General features: G+C 67.4%; 18 protein-coding genes. 8 read left to right on the plus strand and 10 right to left on the minus strand.

Annotated features, from left to right (window positions below; all coding sequences use genetic code 11):
• The 3 genes from B3S45_RS03010 to B3S45_RS03020 form a co-directional block, all read left to right on the plus strand.
• Positions 1 to 957 (plus strand): cytochrome c oxidase subunit I (locus B3S45_RS03010; RefSeq protein WP_286717316.1); only part of this gene is annotated, 957 nt, incomplete at its 5' end.
• The gene (locus B3S45_RS03015) at positions 958 to 1,392 is read left to right on the plus strand and encodes a cytochrome c oxidase subunit 4 (RefSeq protein WP_194383273.1); all 435 of its coding nucleotides are present in this window, start codon (positions 958 to 960) and stop codon (positions 1,390 to 1,392) included.
• A gap of 2 nt (positions 1,393 to 1,394) precedes the next feature.
• A complete protein-coding gene (locus tag B3S45_RS03020) occupies positions 1,395 to 2,219 on the plus strand; it encodes a PP2C family protein-serine/threonine phosphatase (protein WP_194383272.1) in 825 nt (274 codons plus the stop codon).
• 8 nt (positions 2,220 to 2,227) lie between these two features.
• Here the strand turns inward: B3S45_RS03020 and B3S45_RS03025 are convergent, their stop codons facing one another.
• From B3S45_RS03025 to B3S45_RS03045, 5 genes are all read right to left on the minus strand, one after another.
• Complete coding sequence (locus B3S45_RS03025) at positions 2,228 to 2,638, minus strand: rhodanese-like domain-containing protein (RefSeq protein WP_194383271.1); 411 nt, start codon at positions 2,636 to 2,638, stop codon at positions 2,228 to 2,230.
• 72 nt (positions 2,639 to 2,710) lie between these two features.
• Complete coding sequence (locus tag B3S45_RS03030) at positions 2,711 to 4,531, minus strand: cytochrome b (protein ID WP_414683065.1); 1,821 nt, start codon at positions 4,529 to 4,531, stop codon at positions 2,711 to 2,713.
• The gene (locus B3S45_RS03035; RefSeq protein WP_194383269.1) at positions 4,528 to 5,607 is read right to left on the minus strand and encodes a ubiquinol-cytochrome c reductase iron-sulfur subunit; all 1,080 of its coding nucleotides are present in this window, start codon (positions 5,605 to 5,607) and stop codon (positions 4,528 to 4,530) included. The genes B3S45_RS03030 and B3S45_RS03035 overlap by 4 nt, the downstream gene beginning before the upstream one ends.
• A 37-nt stretch (positions 5,608 to 5,644) precedes the next feature.
• Complete coding sequence (locus B3S45_RS03040; protein ID WP_071043646.1) at positions 5,645 to 6,445, minus strand: c-type cytochrome; 801 nt, start codon at positions 6,443 to 6,445, stop codon at positions 5,645 to 5,647.
• 19 nt (positions 6,446 to 6,464) lie between these two features.
• The gene (locus B3S45_RS03045) at positions 6,465 to 7,106 is read right to left on the minus strand and encodes a cytochrome c oxidase subunit 3 (RefSeq protein WP_071043645.1); all 642 of its coding nucleotides are present in this window, start codon (positions 7,104 to 7,106) and stop codon (positions 6,465 to 6,467) included.
• Positions 7,107 to 7,284: 178 nt separating this feature from the next.
• Between B3S45_RS03045 and trpD the strand changes: the two genes are divergently transcribed.
• From trpD to B3S45_RS03060, 3 genes are read left to right on the plus strand one after another with little or no spacing between them, the layout of a single operon-like run.
• The gene (gene trpD / locus B3S45_RS03050) at positions 7,285 to 8,346 is read left to right on the plus strand and encodes an anthranilate phosphoribosyltransferase (RefSeq protein WP_286717321.1); all 1,062 of its coding nucleotides are present in this window, start codon (positions 7,285 to 7,287) and stop codon (positions 8,344 to 8,346) included.
• A gap of 8 nt (positions 8,347 to 8,354) precedes the next feature.
• The gene (locus B3S45_RS03055) at positions 8,355 to 9,344 is read left to right on the plus strand and encodes a PHP domain-containing protein (protein ID WP_286717322.1); all 990 of its coding nucleotides are present in this window, start codon (positions 8,355 to 8,357) and stop codon (positions 9,342 to 9,344) included.
• 50 nt (positions 9,345 to 9,394) lie between these two features.
• Positions 9,395 to 10,669, plus strand: coding sequence for a CynX/NimT family MFS transporter (locus B3S45_RS03060; RefSeq protein WP_286717323.1), 1,275 nt, complete (start codon positions 9,395 to 9,397; stop codon positions 10,667 to 10,669).
• 8 nt (positions 10,670 to 10,677) lie between these two features.
• Here the strand turns inward: B3S45_RS03060 and B3S45_RS03065 are convergent, their stop codons facing one another.
• Positions 10,678 to 11,604, minus strand: coding sequence for a 5'-3' exonuclease (locus B3S45_RS03065; RefSeq protein WP_286717325.1), 927 nt, complete (start codon positions 11,602 to 11,604; stop codon positions 10,678 to 10,680).
• A gap of 66 nt (positions 11,605 to 11,670) precedes the next feature.
• Here B3S45_RS03065 and B3S45_RS03070 point away from each other — a divergent pair, with 66 nt between their 5' ends.
• A complete protein-coding gene (locus B3S45_RS03070; RefSeq protein WP_194383264.1) occupies positions 11,671 to 12,036 on the plus strand; it encodes a hypothetical protein in 366 nt (121 codons plus the stop codon).
• 33 nt (positions 12,037 to 12,069) lie between these two features.
• On the opposite strand, the gene B3S45_RS03075 is transcribed toward B3S45_RS03070, so the two are convergent.
• The 4 genes from B3S45_RS03075 to B3S45_RS03090 all read right to left on the minus strand — a co-directional run bounded on the left by B3S45_RS03075 (position 12,070) and on the right by B3S45_RS03090 (position 15,214).
• Entirely contained in the window at positions 12,070 to 12,237 is a 168-nt protein-coding gene (locus B3S45_RS03075) for a methionine/alanine import family NSS transporter small subunit (protein ID WP_075807083.1), read from the minus strand.
• The gene (locus B3S45_RS03080) at positions 12,234 to 13,820 is read right to left on the minus strand and encodes a sodium-dependent transporter (protein WP_286717326.1); all 1,587 of its coding nucleotides are present in this window, start codon (positions 13,818 to 13,820) and stop codon (positions 12,234 to 12,236) included. Before B3S45_RS03080 ends, B3S45_RS03075 begins: the two co-directional genes overlap by 4 nt.
• Before the next feature lie 111 nt (positions 13,821 to 13,931).
• Positions 13,932 to 14,459 (minus strand): hypothetical protein, encoded by a 528-nt coding sequence (locus tag B3S45_RS03085; protein ID WP_286717327.1) that lies wholly within the window; start codon positions 14,457 to 14,459, stop codon positions 13,932 to 13,934.
• Positions 14,460 to 14,686: 227 nt separating this feature from the next.
• Complete coding sequence (locus B3S45_RS03090) at positions 14,687 to 15,214, minus strand: hypothetical protein (RefSeq protein ID WP_286717328.1); 528 nt, start codon at positions 15,212 to 15,214, stop codon at positions 14,687 to 14,689.
• A gap of 183 nt (positions 15,215 to 15,397) precedes the next feature.
• Here B3S45_RS03090 and B3S45_RS03095 point away from each other — a divergent pair, with 183 nt between their 5' ends.
• Positions 15,398 to 16,318 (plus strand): hypothetical protein, encoded by a 921-nt coding sequence (locus B3S45_RS03095; RefSeq protein WP_228480753.1) that lies wholly within the window; start codon positions 15,398 to 15,400, stop codon positions 16,316 to 16,318.
• The last annotated feature ends 12 nt before the right edge of the window (positions 16,319 to 16,330 follow it).

Here is a 16,330-nt window from a genome sequence, read left to right on the forward strand (position 1 = left end):
TTCTGGTTCTTCGGTCACCCCGAGGTGTACATCATCGCGCTGCCGTTCTTCGGCATCGTGTCGGAGATCTTCCCGGTGTTCAGCCGCAAGCCGATCTTCGGATACAAGACGCTGGTCTACGCGACGATCGCCATCGCGGCGCTCTCCGTGGCCGTCTGGGCACACCACATGTACGTCACCGGCAGCGTTCTCCTCCCGTTCTTCGCGTTGATGACCATGCTCATCGCCGTTCCCACGGGTGTGAAGATCTTCAACTGGATCGGCACGCTCTGGCGCGGCTCGGTGACGTTCGAGACACCGATGGTCTTCGCGCTCGGCTTCTTGATCTCGTTCGTCTTCGGCGGCCTGACCGGTGTCATCCTCGCCTCGCCGCCCCTGGACTTCCAGCTCTCCGACTCCTACTTCGTGGTGGCGCACTTCCACTACGTCGTCTTCGGCACCGTGGTGTTCGCGATGTTCGCGGGCTTCTACTTCTGGTGGCCGAAGTGGACCGGGCGCATGCTCAACGAGCGACTCGGCTACGTCCACTTCTGGCTGCTGTTCATCGGCTTCCACATGACCTTCCTCATCCAGCACTGGCTCGGTGTCGACGGCATGGTCCGCCGTTACGCGGACTACTCGGCGGCCGACGGCTGGACATGGCAGAACCAGGTGTCGACGGTCGGCTCCATCGTTCTCGGCGCGTCGATGATCCCGTTCCTGTTCAACGTGTGGCTCACCTCGCGTAAGGCCCCGAAGGTGACGGTGAACGACCCCTGGGGCTACGGTGGCTCGCTGGAGTGGGCGACGTCGTGCCCGCCGCCGCGCCACAACTTCACGTCGATCCCGCGCATTCGCAGCGAGCGTCCGGCGTTCGACCTGAACCACCCCGAGGCCGGCCTCCCGGTCGGTGTCGGCCCGGCGAAGGATGCCCCGCAGACGCCCGTCGTCGACGTCGCCCAGGGAGAGGTCAAGTAAGTGCGTACCAATGTCGGTCTCTGGTGGATCCTCACCGCCTTCTCCTTCCTGATCGGCGTCGTCTACACGGCGTGGAACATCATCGGCCACCCCGATGTGCCGTGGTACACGGCCATCGAATGGGTCGGCACGGTGGCGCTCTTCTTCGCCGGTCTCATGGGCGTGATGATCGCGTTCTACGTGGATCGCCTTCACAAGGCACAGGGTGGCGAACTGCCCGAAGATGTGCTGACCGCCGACATCGACGACGGTGATCCCGAGCTCGGCGAGTTCAGCCCGTGGTCCTGGTGGCCCATCGTTCTCGCCTTCTCGGCGTCGATCGCGTTCATCGGTCTCGCCGTCGGCTCGTGGATGGTGCCGATCGGTTTCGCGATCTTCCTCGTTGCGATCGTCGGCTGGGTCTACGAGTACTACCGCGGATACTTCGCACGCTGAGCGTGGCTCATCGCCTTCTCGCGGCTGCCGCATCCGACGTCGGCTCCTACCGGGACGTCAATCAGGATGCGGCTTTCGCGTCGAGCTGGGGTGCGGCCGTAGCCGACGGAGTTGGCGGCGGGCCGTCCGGCGATCTCGCCTCCGCCGCGCTGGTGCACCGGTTGGTCGCAGGTCGTGTCACGACCTGGACGGCCCAGGCGTTGCGTGAACGCATCCTCGAGGCGAACTGGGACCTTCGCGCCCACACCGAGCGCGATCCATCGCTGCGCGGCATGGCGACGACCTTCACGGGCGTCTTCCTCGCCGGTGCCGAGCACCTGCTGATCGCGCACTCCGGCGACTCGCGAGCGTATCGGGTGCGCGACGGGCGATTCGAACGCCAGACCCGCGACGACTCGTACGTGCAGGTGCTCGTCGACCGAGGCATCATCGCCCCCGAGGACGCCGCGACGCACCCCCGCCGCAACATCATCACGGCCTCCCTGGGCGGCGGTGAGGCCGACGTGGTCTCGGTGGCGGAGACGGAGCTGGGCGAAGGGGATCGATGGCTGCTGTGCAGCGACGGTCTGACGGACTACGTTCCCGAAGACGATGTGGCCCGCGTCATGGTGGACCGCGCAGCCACACCGCGGGAGGCCGCCGACGAGCTCGTGAGGCTCGCGCTCGAGGCGGGCACGCTGGACAACGTCACGGCGGTGGTCTGCGATGTGCTGATCTCCGACGAGAGTGAAGACCTGGAGCGCGTGCAGTTCGCCGGCGCAGCGGCAGGCAGATTCGCCGAGGGGCTCGAAGACGACGAGATGTGGGAGATCGAGCAGACCGGGTGAGGACGGGGTCAGGCGCGCACGACCATGACCTGGGGATCGAACACCCGCGGGAGCTCACCGTCGTCGTTCACGGTGGGTTGTCCTTCGCGCACCCAGTATTCGTATCCGCCGATCATCTCCTTGACGTCGTAGCCGAGCCGCGCGAACGCGGCAGCGCCCTTCGCGCCGCCATTGCAGCCCGGTGACCAGCAGTAGACGACGACGGGTGTCCCCGCGGCGATGAGGTCGGTCGCCGCCGTCGCGATGCGCTGGTGGGGGAGATGGATGGCGCCGCGGATGCGACCTTGTCGCCACGCCTCGTCGCTCCGCACGTCGACGAGCACGAACTCATCGCCGGCGTGCTGTGCGGCATAGACGTCGCTCGCATCCGTCTCATGTGCGAGCTTGTTCTCGAAATAGGTCAGGGCGTCGGAGGTCATGGATCAACGCTAACGACGCGATGGCCGCCTCCCCAGCGGGGAGACGGCCACCGAACGTCGATATCCTGCCGACTACTTCTTGTCGTCCTCGTCCGGGATGATCACGTTCGACGGACGGTTCGCCGTTTCGGGGTGATGGCCGTCGTCGATCGGCACGTGAGGTGCGTCGGGGACGCCCGCGCGCTCGTGAGCGCCCTGGATCTCGGCATCCTCCTCGGTGGCGATGTGCTCCAGAGCGTGGTGCTGGTGCGCGGTCGCCGCGTCGAGTTCGGTCTGGGTGAGGGGCGCGAGTCGGTCCTCGAAGAACCACCGCGACAGGGCGGCGCGCAGGTTCGCGTGCCAAGGGATGCTGCCCTTGTCGTTGGGCCGCACCACAAGGGGCTCGTAGGTCTCGGCATCGATCAGGCGCCACCGCTCGAACTCGTCGACGGGCTGGTGGACCTCGATGTACTCGCCACCCGGGAGGCGGACGATTCGACCGGACTCGTAGCCGTGCAGCACGATCTCGCGGTCCTTCTTCTGCAGCGCGATGCAGATGCGCTTGGTGACGAAGTAGGCGATGATCGGCCCGAAGATGAGCATGGCCTGGAGGCTGTGGATGACACCCTCCATCGTGACCTTGAAGTGCGTCGCGATGATGTCCGATGAAGCCGCGGCCCAGAGAGCGGCGTAGAACACGACGCCGGCGGCGCCGATCGCCGTGCGGGTCGCCGCGTTGCGCGGACGCTGAGCGATGTGGTGCTCGCGCTTGTCACCGGTGATCCACGCCTCGATGAAGGGGTAGATGAGCACGAGCACGATGAACAGTCCCAGCACCGCGAGCGGCACGAGGATGTTGAACGACCACGTGCGGTCGAGGAAGACGAACTCCCAGTGCGGCGGCACAAGACGCAGGGCGCCGTCGGCGAAGCCGATGTACCAGTCGGGCTGGGTGCCGGCCGAGACCGGTGAGGGATCGTAGGGACCGTAGTTCCAGATCGGGTTGATCGTGAACAGCGAGGCGATCAGAACGATCACGCCGAACACGATGAAGAAGAAGCCGCCCATCTTGGACATGTAGACCGGCACCATCGGGAATCCCACGACGTTGCTGTTCGTGCGGCCGGGGCCGGCGAACTGCGTGTGCTTGTTGATGATCATCAACATGAGGTGGAGGGCCAGCAGTGCGACCAGGATCGCCGGGAGCAACAGGATGTGCAGGGTGTAGAGGCGACCCACGATCTGGGTGCCCGGGAACTCGCCCCCGAAGAGCAGGAACGAGGTCCAGGTTCCGATCAGCGGAATGCCCTTGATCATGCCGTCGATGATGCGAAGGCCGTTGCCCGAGAGCAGGTCGTCGGGGAGGGAGTAGCCGGTGAAGCCTTCCGCCATGGCGAGGATGAAGAGGATGAAGCCGATCACCCAGTTCAGCTCGCGCGGCTTGCGGAACGCTCCCGTGAAGAACACGCGCAGCATGTGCACGCCGATGCCGGCGACGAAGACGAGGGCTGCCCAGTGGTGGATCTGACGAACGAGCAGGCCGCCGCGGATGTCGAAGGAGATCCGGAGCGCGGAGTCCATGGCGGCAGACATCTCGACGCCGCGCATCGGGATGTAGGCGCCGGTGTAGCGGGTCTCGACCATCGACGCCTGGAAGAAGAACGTCAGGAAGACACCCGAGAGCAGGACGACGACGAAGCTCCAGAGCGCGATCTCGCCGAGCATGAACGACCAGTGGTCGGGGAAGATCTTGCGACCGAGCTCCTTGGTGATCCCGGAGATGCTCGTGCGCTCGTCCAGATAGTTCGACGCGGCGCCGACGAATCGACCGCCGAGAGGCTTGTCACGGGTGGACGCCGACTTCGGGAGCGCGGGCTCCTGAGTGACGTTCTCCGTGGGGTGCGAGGTACTCAATGGCGCTCCCAGAAGCTCGGGCCGACGGGTTCTTCGAAGTCACTCCGCGCGATGAGGTATCCCTCGTCGTCCACCGTGATCGGCAGCTGGGGGAGCGGGCGGGCGGCCGGACCGAAGATCACCTTGGCGCCGTCCGCGACGTCGAACTGAGACTGATGGCACGGGCAGAGCAGGTGATGCGTCTGCTGCTCGTACAAGGCGACCGGGCAGCCCACGTGGGTGCAGACCTTCGAGTAGGCGATGATGCCGTCGTAGGACCAGTCGGCACGCTCAGGGGTCTCGATGAGGTCTTCCGGAGGCATGCGCATGAGGAGGACGATCGCCTTCGCCTTCTCCTCGAGGTAGCCCTCCTCGTGGCTGAGTTCGGCCAGCTCGGCCGGGATCACGTGCACGGCCGAGCCGAGCGTGACGTCTGCGGCGCGGATCGGCGTTCCCTCGGGGTCGTGAGCCAGACGCGACCCTTCCTTCCACATGGTGTGGCTGAGGAGGTAGACCGGGTCACCCGCGTGAGGGTTCTCGGGAGAGCTCTCCGGGGCGAGACCTCGGAACAGGGTGATGCCAGGAACGACCGAAGCGGCCAGGGCGGCGATCAGCGAGTTGCGGATCATGGCGCGACGACCGAAACCGGACTCTTCGTTGGCGGCTTCGAAGACCGCCACCGCACCCTCGCGGGTGGCGTCCCGGCCGCGCGTGGCGTGCCGCGGCTCGATGAATTCCTTGTCGGGCATCACGGCCTTGGACCAGTGGATCGCGCCGATTCCGATCGCGAGCAGCGCGAGCGCGATGCCGAGACCCACGAACAGGTTGTTGTTGCGGATGTCGACGATCGATCCGCTCTCGATCGGGAACAGCATGTAGGCCGCGACGGCCCAGATGCTGCCGGCCACCGAGAGGTAGAAGAGCGTGTAGACCGTGCGGACGGCGCGCTTCATCGCGGCCGGGTCCTTGTCGGTCATCCGCTCGCGGTGCGGCGGAAGATCGGGTGTGCGCACCGGGTCGCTCACCGCGACGGCGAGCCCGGGGGAGGGCTTCCACGAAGCCCTCTCGTGCTCGAGCGCGTCGTGCTCGTTTGCCATGGTGCTCCTCGTAGGTGCTTGCAGTGTCAGGGGTGGGTCAGTTGGATTTCGCCGTGATCCAGACGGTGATGGCGATCAATGACCCGATGCCGAAGATCCAGATGAACAGGCCTTCGGAGACCGGTCCGAGCGATCCGAGCTTGAAGCCGCCCGGGGACTCGTTCTCCTGGATGAACAGCAGCGACGAGATGATGTCGCGCTTGTCCTCGAGACTGAGGGTCATGTCGTTGAACACCGGCATGTTCTGCGGGCCGGTGACCATCGCCGCGTACATGTGGAGGGCGCTGGTCTCGGTGAGCTCGGGCGCGTACTTGCCCTCGGTGAGCGCGCCTCCGGCAGCCGCCACGTTGTGGCACATCGCGCAGTTGATCCGGAAGAGCTCGGCGCCGCGCGCGATGTCGCCTTCTCCGTCGAGGATCTCGGGAGAGGGGAACTCGGGGCCGGGCGACGTGCTCTGCACGTATGCCGCCATCGCCTGGATCTGCTCCTCGGTGAACTGCACCGGCTTCTGCGGCGCCTGCGGGCCCTGCATCTGCAGCGGCATGCGCCCGGTCGCGACCTGGAATTCCACGGAGAGCTCGCCGACGCCGTAGAGCGACGGGCCGCTCTCGGTGCCCTGCAGGTCGAGTCCGTGACAGGTTGCGCAGTTCGCCTGGAACAGCTTCTTGCCGTCTTCGACCGTCAGGGCCGAGGCCGACGTCTCGTCGGTCGTGGAAGCCATAGCGGCGGAGGCGCCGGCATAGGCACCGCCGGTGAGCAGCAGTCCGACGCCGATGAGGGCGGCGGCCGCCCACGGACTGCGGCGGCCCTGGGAGCGGCGCGGTTTCGTGCGTGCCATGTGGGGGATCAGCTCCGCTCTATTTCAGGAAGTAGATGACGGCGAACAGGGCGATCCAGACGACGTCGACGAAGTGCCAGTAGTACGAGACCACGATCGCCGAGGTCATCTCCTTGCGGCCGAAGTTCTTGACCGCGTAGGCGCGACCGATCACGAGGAGGAAGGCGACGAGTCCGCCGGTGACGTGAAGCGCGTGGAATCCGGTCGTCAGATAGAAGGCCGAGGCGTATGCATTGGCCGTGATCGGCATGCCTTCATACACGAGCTGCGCATACTCCCACACCTGTCCCGAGACGAAGATCGCGCCGAGAGCGAAGGTCAGCCAGAACCACGGCACCATGCCCCACCGGCGGCGGCCGCCGCCCGTGGAGGTGTACGGCTGGAAGCGCTCGGCGGCGAACACGCCCATCTGGCAGGTGACCGAGGAGAGCACGAGGATGACGGTGTTGGCGAACGCGTAGGGCACGTTCAGCAGCTGGGTCTCCTCAGCCCACAGATCGGGGGAGGTGCTCCGCAGGGTGAAGTAGATCGCGAACAGTCCCGCGAAGAACATCACCTCGCTGCCGAGCCACACGATGGTTCCGACGGCGACCGGGTCCGGGCGCTTGACAGAACGCATCGCCTGGGCATAGGTCGCTGGCGTGGTCGTCACGTCCACCATTATTGCCGATTCCGGAGCGGGTTTTCCCCATCTGGACACCCTTGTCGCGCGCGATGAGAAGTAAGGGCGCCCTAAGAAGTGACGGTAAATCACCGATCAGGACGCTGTGGGCGGGCTGACAGCGGGCCGGGCGCGGGCCGTGAATCCGCACAAGTCGGCCGACGGTAGGCTCGGTGGCATGTCGGAGTCGTCTTCGTGGCCCGGAATCCTCACCTCACTCCTGCATGGGCGCGACCTCAGCGTGTCGGAATCGACGTGGGCGATGCGACGCATCATGGCGGGGGAGGCGACGCCGGGTCAGATCGGCGCTTTCCTCATCGCGCTCCGCGCGAAGGGGGAGACGATCGACGAGGTCGTCGGATTCCGTGACGCCATCCTCGAGGCTGCGGTGCCGCTGCCGGTGAGTGCCGAGGTGCTCGACATCGTCGGCACCGGCGGCGACCGCTTCGGAACCGTGAACGTGTCGACGATGGCATCCGTCGTGGCCGCCGCCACCGGCATCCCCGTCGTCAAGCACGGCAACCGCGCCGCGAGTTCGGCCTCCGGATCCTCGGATGTGCTGGGGGCGCTCGGCGTGGAGCTGACCCTGGATCCTGCCGCGGTCACCGAGACGCTGGAGCGGGCCGGCATCACGTTCGTCTTCGCGTCTGCCTTCCACCCCGGATTCCGTCACGCCGGTGCCGTGCGCAAGGAACTCGGCGTGCCGACGGTGTTCAATTTCCTCGGGCCGCTGTCCAACCCCGCGAGGGCCGAAGCCAACGCAGTGGGCGTCGCCAGCTTGGAGCGTGTGCCGCTGATCACCGGCGTCTTCCGAAATCGCGGCGCCACGGCCCTCGTCTTCCGTGGCGACGACGGACTCGACGAACTGACCACCACCGGCCATTCCCGCCTGTGGGAAGTGAGCCGCGGAGACGTCCACGAGCACGACGTCGATCCGCGGGACCTCGGCGTTCCGCTGGCCGAGATGGCGGATCTCATCGGCGGCGACCCGACGCACAACGCCGAGGTGGTGCGCCGGGTGCTGGCGGGCGAGGCGGGACCGGTCCGCGACATCGTTCTGCTCAATGCCGCCGCGGGAATCGTCGCCTATCGCCTTTACCGCGATGCCGCGCAGGTGCAGCGGCCGATCCTCGACCGCCTCGGCGAGGCGATCGACACCGCACGAGAGGCGATCGACAGCGGGGCAGCCTCGCGGACGCTCGACGCGTGGGTCGCCGCCACGCGGGATCTCGCGGGCTGAGGGTCGGGATGAACCCGCACGACGCGTTGACGGAGATCGCGACGCTGCTCGAGCGGGAGCGTTCGTCGCGCTACCGATCCAAGGCGTTTCGCACGGCGGCGGATGCGATCGCGGGGCTGAGTGATGCGGAGCTTGCGGATACGGCGGCGCTCCGTCGCCGCAAGGGGATCGGCGAATCCTCCCTCACCGTCATCGCTCAGGCGCTGGCGGGAGAGATGCCCGAGCGGCTCGCGGCGCTCCGCGCGAGTGCCGGGGTCGAGCAGTCGTCTGAGATGCGACGGCTGCTGCGGGGAGACCTGCACAGTCACAGCGACTGGTCGGACGGACTCACCCCGATCGACCTCATGGTCGACGCCGCACGCTCTCTGGGCCACGAGTACCTCGCCCTGACCGATCATTCGCCGCGGCTTCGCGTGGCGAACGGGCTGACGGCGGATCGCCTGCGGGAACAGATGGTGCTCGTACGGGGCTTCCATGGCGACGGATTCACCCTGCTGACGGGGATCGAGGTGGACATCCTCGAAGACGGGGCGCTGGATCAGGATCCCGAGCTCCTGGATGAGCTCGACGTGGTCGTCGCGTCGGCGCACTCGAAACTGCGCATGGATCGCGGGCCGATGACGCGCCGTCTGGTGGCGGCGGTGTCGGATGCTCGGGTGGATGTGCTCGGGCACGTGACGGGAAGGCTCGTCGAAGGGAGCCGAGGGACCCGTCCGCCGTCGCAGTTCGACCCCCGTGCAGTGTTCGAGGCCTGCGCGGAGCACGGAACGGCCGTCGAGATCAACAGTCGCCCGGAGCGTCAGGATCCTCCCGACGAACTCATCACGCTCGCGCTGGAGGTCGGCTGCCTCTTCGCCATCGATTCGGATGCGCACGCCCCCGGACAGCTCTCCCTCTTGGACCACGGCGCGGCACGCGCTGAGCGGCTGGGGGTGCCGCCCGAGCGCATCATCACCACCTGGTCCCTCGATCGCCTGCGTGACTGGACGGCGGCGTGAACGGCGCGCGCATGGTCGGAGGCCTTCGGGCGCATCCGTAGACTCGACAGGTGAGAAGCCGTTCGGAACCCGTCGTTCGCGGCGCGTTCCCCTGGCTGGTCGTCGCGGGTATCCTCGTGGCCGCTCTCAGCTTTCGCGGACACATCGTCGCGCCGACGCCCGTGCTTCGCGACATCGAGGTGGACCTCGGCATCCCCTCCGCGCAGGCAGGGCTCCTGACGACGGCGCCGGTGCTGATGTTCGCGCTCCTCACCCCGCTCGCGGCCATCGTCATCCGTCGCGCGGGGGCGGAGCTCGCCCTTCTGCTCTCGCTCGTGGGAGTGCTGGTGGGGACGGTCATCCGCACGCTTCCGGGTTTCGGGTGGCTCTTGGCGGGAATGGTGGTCATCGGGGCGTCGGTGACGATCGGTAACGTCGTGACCCCTGTCGTCATCCGACGCGACGTTCCGGGCGAGAGGGTCGGTGTGGTCACGGCGGCCTACACGGCGACGCTGAACGTCGGATCCCTCCTGACGACGCTGTTGACCGCGCCCGTCGCCGAAGCGATCGGATGGCCGCTGGCGCTGTTCGGCTGGTCGGTTCTCACGGTCGCGGGCATCGCCGTCTGGAGCGTGCATCTCGCCCGGGAACGCCGCGCCGGCGGCGCCTTGGTTGCGCACCTTGCTCGGACTCGCCCGGACGGTTCCTCGTCGCGCGGATGGGATCCCGCCGGCCTGACCGGACCCACGCCGGTCGTCACCTCGCGGCGCGGACGCTCCTACCTCGCGCGTCCGGTGGTGTGGCTTCTCGTCGCCGCATTCGCCTCGCAGGCCTTCTTGTACTACGGCTACAGCACGTGGCTGCCTGCCATGACCGCCGACCTGCTCGGGGTCGGCGCTTCGTCCGCCGGTGCAATGGCCTCGGTGTTCCAAGGTGTGGGTATCGCCGGTGCGCTGGTGATCCCGGTTCTGACGCGGTTCACGCCGCGCCTCGTGCCCGCCGCGGTGGTCTGCGCGTCATGGATCATCCTCGCCGTCGGAGTGCTTCTCGCGCCCGAGCTGCTCTGGGTATGGCTGAGCATCGGGGCGATGGGACACGCGGGAGGCTTCGTCGTCGTCTTCAGCACGCTCGTCGCGGTGGCACGCACCGACGCTGAGGCGACGGGGATCTCCGCTCTCGTGCAGGGTGGCGGGTATGCCCTCGGTGCGACGGCGGCGCCGATCCTCGGCGGCGTGCACGATGCGACGGGATCGTGGAGCGCCACCCTCTGGGTGACGCTGGCGCTGTCGGTCGCCTACGCGGTGCTGCTCATGAGCGCCGTGATCACCGCACAGCGCTCGCGCTGACTCGCGACTCAGGCTCGCGCGGTCAGCGCTTCGGCTGCACGCGCCATCGACGAACCGAGCGACCACCGCTCCGCGACGGCGGCGGTGCGGGAGGGGAGATCGTCGGGAAGCGGCAGCAGTGCGCCGTCGACATCGGGGAGATCGAGCGTGCGCACGACCTCGACGACGCGGGGTGCGACCGCCAGGTAGTCGGATGCGGCGAGAACCTTGGTGCGCTGGGCCGGGGTCATGCCCGTGCCCGCTTGGGCCGCCGCGGTGATGCCGGCGATGTCACCGTGCGCCGCGAGCAGTGTCGCGGCCGTCTTCTCTCCCACGCCGGCGACGCCGGGGAGGCCGTCGGACGAATCGCCCCGCAGGGTCGCGTAGTCGGCGTACTGCAACGCGTGTACGCCGTACTTGCCGACGATGAACGCGTCGTCGACGAGATCCAGATTGCTCATTCCTCGCGCGGTGTAGATCACCCGGATCCCGCGCTCGTCGTCGACGAGCTGGAACAGGTCGCGGTCGCCGGTGACGATGTCCACCGGCATCGTCGCACGCGTGGCGAGGGTGCCGATGACATCGTCAGCTTCGTGCGCGGGCGCGCCCACGATCGGGATGCCGAGGGCGTCCAGCGCCTCGCGGATCACCGGAATCTGCTGCTCGAGCGGATCGGGGACCTCTTCGACATCGGGGCCGCCCGCGACGATCTCGACGACGCGGTGCGCTTTGTACGAGGGGATGAGATCCACGCGCCACTGCGGACGCCAGTCGTCGTCCCAACAGGCGACGAGGTGGGACGGCTCGTATGCCGACACCAGACGCGCGATCATGTCGAGTAACCCACGTGCGGCGTTCACCGCGCGCCCGTCCGGCGCCTTCACCGTGTCCGGAACGCCGTAGAACGCGCGGAAGTAGAGCGACGCGGAATCCAGGAGCATGAGGCGTTCGGTCACGCACTCATCCTGTCACGGCGCCTGTCCGTGCACCGGGCGGTCTTCTGCCAGGGTGGGATCATGCGAATGAACACGTGGGTTCCCGCGCTCGCCATCGTCGCCGCCGCTGTCGCGATCAGCGGATGCTCGTCTTCGGACGGGGATGTGATCGCGCCCGTCACGATGGAGGTCGACGATCTGCAGAACGCCACCGTCGACCTCGTCGTCGGCCAGGTGCTGAACATCGACACCGGGGACGTGCCGGTCGACAGTTACGCCGGAGACATCGCCGACACCTCGATCGCTGAGTTCACGCCGGGCCGAGTGGAGGACGACGCGACCTTCAACCCAGGGGTCACCGGACTCTCCGCGGGGAGCACCGAGGTCCTGATGTCGAACGTCGACAACGGCGACGAGGCGATCACGTTCACGGTCGTCGTCGGCGACGGCTGATCGCTGCTCGACCCGCCGCCCGTCGGCGACGACTCACGTGTCGTGTTCGATGATCCCGAGATCCTCGCGATGATCGTCGATCCCGCCCTCGGGGTAGGTCGTCCGTTCCGGGCGGGCGCGCAGGAACAGCGAACTGCCGAGGAGTCCTCCCCACACGATCACGATCGCGAGGACGAGGAAGGTGATGGCGAGCGGAGTCATCGGCGTGCCTCCTTGCGATTGTCGACGGACGCCGGCGGATACGGCGGCCACGCGCGGTAGTCATCGGGGGAGTGCCGCCAGGGCACGAGTGTGCCGATCACGGCGCCGAGAACGAGCACGGCCACGGTGCCCCATCCGAAGATCCCCAGGTACCAGAACGGATACGTGTCGTACCCCTCGGTCAGGAGCGTGATGATGCGGGCGACGAGCATGTAGCCGAGCACGAGAGGGGCCAGCACCCCGACGAGGCCGATCCAGATGCGCCCGACCGGGAAGGTCGACACCGCGTTGAGGTGGTAGCGCAGTTCGGGTCCGCGGCGCAGCACCCAGATGACGAGGATGGTCATGAGCACGGCCGACGCGACGATTCCGACGTTGTTGGCCCACATGTCCGTCACATCGAGGGCGAGCAGACCCGTCGTGGTGGAGAAGAACAGCACCGAGAGCACTGCCGAGACGACCCCGATGCCCACAGCCGCCGCGCGTCGCGAGATCGACAGCTTCTCTTGCACGGCGGCGATCACCACCTGCAGCACCGAGACGAGGGAGGTGAAGCCGGCCATCGCGAGCGAACCGAAGAACAGGGCACCGAAGATCGGGCCGCCGGGCATCTCGGAGACGATGGCCGGGAAGGTCACGAAGGACAGTCCGACGCCGGCGATGCCGTCGAGTTCCGAGACATCGACGCCCTGTCGGAAGGCGAGGAACCCCAGCGTGGCGAACACGCCGATGCCGGCGAGGATCTCGAAGGACGAGTTGGCGAACGCGACCACGAGACCCGGGCTGGTGAGGTTCGACCGACGCTTGCGGTAGGAGGCGTAGGTGATCATGATGCCGAACGCGATCGACAGGGAGAAGAAGATCTGACTGTAGGCGGCGATCCAGACGTCGGGATCGGCGAGCGCCTGCCAGTTCGGCGTGAAGAGGGCATTCAGGCCATCGGCCGCGCCCTCGAGGAAGAGAGCGCGCACCACGAGCACGAGGAACGCGACCACCAGCAGCGGCAGGAAGACGACGTTCACCCGCTGGAGGCCCTTCGCGACGCCGGCTGCGAGCACCACGATCGCGGCGATCCAGACGAGGGCGAGCGGGATGAGAACGCCGGGAACGAAGTCGAAGCTGATGCCGGGGTCACCGACCCGCAGGTACTCGCCGAACAGGAACCCGGCCGGGTCGTCTCCCCATCGCAGGTCGAAGGAGAAGACGAAGAAGCTGAGCGCCCAGGCGATGACGGCGGTGTAGTACAAGCCGATCACGAAGGCGATCGTGACTTGAAACCACCCGAGAGACTCGATCCAGCGCCCTGCGCGCCCGCCGAGTCGACGGAACGCCGTCGGCGCGGCGCCTCGGAAGCGATGGCCGATCGCGTAGTCGAGGAACAGGATGGGGATGCCCGCGGTGATGAGGGCGACGAGATACGGGATGAGGAACGCGCCTCCGCCGTTCTCGTAGGCCACACCGGGGAAGCGCCAGATGTTGCCGAGACCGACGGCGGAGCCGATGGCCGAGAGGATGAAACCGACCTGGCCGGTCCACTGCTCTCGTGGTCTCGCGGGCCCGGCGGCGGGGGTGGTGGCGCTCACAGACGAGCTCCCTTCGTGATCCTCATGGCGGCGATCTGAGGACGCCGACGCTATCAGCGCCCGCCTCGCCGCAGAAGGCCGGTGACAGAATGCGTCGTCACGGTGTAGGAATCAGCAGCCGGGTCCACCCGGCGATTCGGCGCAGGAGCGCTCCACGAGCGCGGTGCGGGCTTCGAGAACCTCGATGGGATGCGAGCCGCTGTCAGCGCGGACGTTGCCGGTGACCGGGCGCCAGCCGTATCCCCAGTCGACGGATGCCTCGTAGACGACGGTCGCCGTGACGGTGTGCCATCCGCGTTGGCGGTAGGTGTGGCCCGTCTCCGTCGGGGCGAATTGCGTCGCACCCTGCGCGCTCCACGTCTCGCCGCCCGTCGCCGACGTCGCCGTCGATCCGTCGCCGTAGTCGAACTCGAAGCCGACCGGAACGAAGCGCACGGCCACGTCGAACCCGAGCAGCTCGCCGTTCAGCGTCTGCGCCGAAGCGGCGGCGTACACGTTCGTGGGAAGCCCGACGACGGCGAAACCCGACGGCTCGTTGTCGAGTGAGGGGCCTGCGGGACGGAAGGACACGAGATCTTCGGCAGACACCGTCGGATACACGAACACGTCATAGTTCTCCCGACCGCAGAAGCCGGGCATGCACTCCGGGATCTCCTCGGTGGACTCTTCGGGAGCCGGAGCAACGTACCCGCCGCCCCCGCCACCGCCATCGGACGCGCCCCCACCCGACGACCCACCCAGCGACGCACCGACATCAACCTGTTCGCCATTGGGATTGCAATAGACCCAGGTGTTCGAGCCGTCACAACCAGTCGACGTGTGGGATACGCCAGCGAGGGCACTTGCGAGTAATGCGACAAGTAGACCTAGTCGCATATCTCGCTCGCTTCAGTATCGCTCGACGCGATCAGCAAGTTCTCTGAGGACGTGCCTTCCAGAATCACGCTGAGGGAGTACTCATCAGGGCGGTTCGTGGGTACCACGGAATTGCCGGATGAGTCACGCACGTCGACTGCAGACACGTTCGAGCAGACCTGAATTTCAATGATGTCTGCGCTCCAGCTGCTCCCACGGATCTCACTTATCGTCGTCGCTCCACTTACTTCCCAGCCATCTGCATGCATGCGAGTGAGTGTGGTTTTCTCGTTAGCAAGCGAGTCGCCCGTGGTGAGGGCGAAGACGGGCTCAAAGGTCTCCGGGTCGCTCAGGTCGACCTCGTTGAGGGCGTCGACGTAGGCGCGATAGGTCGCCTCGGCGGCCTCGAAGGCCTCTGCTTCGGAGGCGAATCCCGTCGGCGTCGGCGTCGGCTCGGGAGACCGAGCGCAGCCCACGAGGGCACCGACGACGGCGAACGCGGCGAGCGTCGACGCGAGGGTCCGGGCGAGAGGGCTCATCACTGCACAAACGTAGCGGCGGTCCCGGGGCGTCGCGCGCGGTTGTCCACAGCCCGCGTCGCCGATCGTTCACCGGCGCGCCATGTGGAGGACACGGCGCTCATGCGCGTCGTTCAACCTCGGGGCTCACCGTGTTGAGACAGGCGCGGGGCACTCCGCGTCCCCTTGATGCGCGGAGGTCGGGTGGCTCGCGAGCTGGCACCGTTGGCGTGGGTGGAATCCCCGCTGCAACTGATCGGCGCGGCGGAATGGGCTCACGCCGAGGGGGAGTCGATCGCTCTCGCGGGCCGCCTGACGGCCCAGATGCCCGAGACGGCCGACGAGCTGCTCGCGCGCGGGGCGCGTTTCGTCGATCCCCAGCCCTACCTCGGCATCCCGTGGGGACTGCTCGCACGTCACCGGCACTGGCTCGTCGGCGACGGATACTCAGGCCAGTTCCGGCTTGCGGCGACGGTGCTGCGGCCGCGCCGTGTGACGTTCCTCGACGACGGAGCCAACACCGTCGCCTATGCCGATACGCTCACCGGGCGTCGTCCTTATCGCCGCCCGGGTCATGACGAGCGAGGACTGACCACGCGTATCGGCCCGCTCGCGCATGTGCACGTCGTCTCGCGGGCGCTCGCCGGAGAGGTCGACTTCTTCACGGCGTTCGATCTCGGCTACGAGCGTCGCGACGCCCTCGCCGAGATCGGCGTGCCGGTGCACCGGCACGACTTCGCGTTCACCCGCGAGACCGCCCGGCCACACCTTTTCCGCACGTCGAGGGTGGTGCTCGGCAGTGCGCGACCCGACGACGGTCTGCTCGATCGCGACGTCTACCTCGACTGGGTTGCGCACGAGTCGTCGATCGCGCCGGTGACCTACCTGCCGCATCGCCGCGAGTCAGCCGAGCAGCTCGCCGACGTCGCCGGACTTCCCGACCTCTTCGTCGAACGCCTCGACCTTCCGATCGAGCTCGTGCTCGCGGGTGCGGTCGAACGACTGGACGTGCTCACGCTCGCCTCGTCGACCACAACGACCCTTCCGCTCGTGCTGCGGGGGTCAGCGGCGGTGCTGCGTCCGCGCGAGCCCGGAGCGCGTCATCGTCGCCGGGCCGTGCGGTGAGCCGCATCGCCG

Origin of the sequence: Microbacterium sp. UBA1612 (assembly GCF_002321605.1) — a bacterium.
GTDB lineage: Bacteria > Actinomycetota > Actinomycetes > Actinomycetales > Microbacteriaceae > Microbacterium > Microbacterium luteum.